Source organism: bacterium, from assembly GCA_030655055.1.
Taxonomy (GTDB): Bacteria; Edwardsbacteria; AC1; order AC1; family EtOH8; genus UBA5202.
Window position 1 is genome coordinate 1 of record JAURWH010000068.1, and the last position, 2,521, is coordinate 2,521.

The 2,521-nt window shown below is 56.9% G+C and carries 3 protein-coding genes; all 3 read left to right on the forward strand.

What is annotated here, in order from left to right; genetic code table 11:
- A partial coding sequence (gene cysM, locus Q7U71_03100) for a cysteine synthase B (GenBank protein MDO9390742.1) occupies positions 1–154 on the forward strand: 154 nt, incomplete at its 5' end.
- Positions 155–335: 181 nt separating this feature from the next.
- Entirely contained in the window at positions 336–1,748 is a 1,413-nt protein-coding gene (locus Q7U71_03105) for a V-type ATP synthase subunit B (GenBank protein ID MDO9390743.1), read from the forward strand.
- A 135-nt stretch (positions 1,749–1,883) separates the two neighbouring features.
- Positions 1,884–2,521 (forward strand): hypothetical protein (locus Q7U71_03110; protein MDO9390744.1); only part of this gene is annotated, 638 nt, incomplete at its 3' end.

Genomic DNA, 2,521 nt, shown 5'->3' on the forward strand with positions numbered 1-2,521 from the left:
GATAGTGGAGAAAGAAGGGATCTTTGTGGGGATGAGCAGCGGGGCGGCCATGTACGCGGCCATTCAGGTGGCCAGGAAGATCAAAAAGGGCAGGATAGTGGTGATCTTCCCGGACCGGGGGGAGAAATATCTGAGCACCAAATTGTTTAAATGATTTTCTAACCTGCATAGGAACCTTTATCCACAGATTAACGCAGATTATAATAATCTGTGAATATCTGTGAAATCTGCGGATAGAAAAGCTTTTGGAGTATGTTCCGGTGTTAATTGGATAGACATCATTTTTTATGGAAATAAGACTAAATTCATTCCGATATATTAATTAAGAGGCATTCATGGACTTAACCACCAAAAAATACCAAAGCATTTCCTACATCTCCGGGCCGCTGCTGTTCGTGGACAACGCCAAGGGGCTGTCCTACGGCGCCATCGTGGAGATCGAACTCCCCGACGGCAGCAAGAAGGGCGGGCAGACCATAGAGGTCTCGGAGAAATACGCCGTGATCCAGGTGTTCGAGGAGACCCGGGGCCTGGACCTGGCCAAGAGCTCGGTCAGCCTTAAGGAGGACGTGGCCCGGATCCCCGTCTCCCGCGACATGATCGGCCGGCGCTTCAACGGGCTGGGCGAGCCCATCGACGGCCTGCCGCCCATCATCCCGGAAAAGAGGCTGGAGATCATCGGGCAGCCCATGAACCCCACCTCCCGGGCCAAGCCCGAGGAGTTCATCCAGACCGGCATCTCCACCATTGACGGCTTTGCCACCTTGGTGCGGGGCCAGAAACTGCCCATCTTCTCCGGCGCCGGACTGCCGGCCAACGAGATCGCGGCCCAGATCGTCAAGCAGGCCAGGGTGCTGGGCGAAAAGGAGGAGTTCGCGGTGGTCTTTGCCGCCATGGGCATCACCTCGCGCGAGGCCACTTACTTCATCACCGAATTCGAGAAATCCGGGGCCCTGGCCAAGACCGTGGTCTTCATGAACAAGGCCGACGACCCCACCATCGAGCGGATCCTGACCCCGCGCTGCGCTTTGACCTGCGCCGAGCACTTGGCCTACGACCACGGCATGCAGGTGCTGGTCATTCTCACCGACATGACCAACTACTGCGAAGCCCTGCGCGAAGTTGGCACCGCCCGCGAGGAGATCCCCGGACGGCGCGGCTATCCCGGCTACATGTACACCGACCTGGCCCAGATCTACGAGAGGGCCGGCCGCATCCACGGCCGCAAAGGCTCCATCACCCAGATCCCGATCCTGACCATGCCCGACGACGACATCACCCATCCCATAGCCGACCTGACCGGCTACATCACCGAGGGCCAGCTGGTGCTGTCCCGGCAGCTGCACCGCATCGGCTGCTATCCGCCCATCGATCCCCTGCCCTCGCTGTCCCGCTTGATGAACAACGGCATCGGGGAAGGGCACACCAGAAAAGACCACCGGGAATGGTCCAACCAGCTTTATTCGGCCTACGCCACCGGTCGCGACCTGCGCAAACTGGTGGCCATCATTGGCGAGGAGGCTTTGACCGAGGTTGACAGGAAATATCTGAAGTTCGCCGAGGGCTTTGAAAAGGAGATGATCAACCAAGGCCAGGCCGACCGCAGCATAGAGGACACCATGAACACCGGCTGGAAACTGCTGTCCCTGCTGCCGGTCAAGGAACTGAAGCGCATCAGCAAGGATCACATCCACAAGTATTATCACGGCGAGACCATGGAGCAGATGCACGGGAAGACCGGGATCTGACAACCAAGGGCTAAAGTAGTAACGTAGGAAAGTATTAAAGTAGGAGGCAGTCAAATGTTTTTCCAAAAATCAAATCCTTGGGGTTCGCTTGCGACACTTTGCATCTTTACTACTTTACTGCTCAGTACTACAGCGTTGAGCGAAACGCTAGACGTCACCATCAAGGGCTTTGACAACGGCAGGAAGACCAGCCGCCAGCAGGATTACAAGGAGGCGGTGCTGGACGCCAAGCGCCAGGCCATAGAGCAGGCCGGGGTGACGGTGGAATCCAAGTCCACCGTCAAGAACTCGGTGCTCCAGGAGGATTACATCGAGTCCCAGGCCAAGGCGGTCCTTTTGCCGGGATTTCAGATCATGGACATCGGCTACATGCAGGACGGCACCTATCAGGTGGTGCTTTCCGGCAAGGTCCAGGTCCAGCCCAAGCCTGTCTCAGCCGAAGGCGACAGCGGTGCCCTGCTACTGCTGATGGATGTTTACAGCGTGCCCGTCACCTTCCAACTGGACAACAAACCGCTGGATGCTGCCGGGAAATTCACCGCCCTTGTTCCGTTCAAGGACAGCACCAGTCTGACAGTCTTTAACAGCATCCGCGAGATCAAAAGGAATTACAACAACCTGCCGCACTACTTTGTCTACCTGCTTAAACTTCCGGCCGGAAAGCATAATATCAAGATAACCGCCAGCATCATCGGCGGCAGCGGCCCGGACAAGGACGGAAATGTCGTGGAAGCCGAGATCCCATCTGGCAAACCGCTGTTCTACGAATACCG

Bases quoted from the DNA above. Each gene is read 5' to 3' on its own strand.
- Q7U71_03105 (MDO9390743.1), top strand. From the start codon at position 336: ATGGACTTAACCACCAAAAAATACCAAAGCATTTCCTACATCTCCGGG.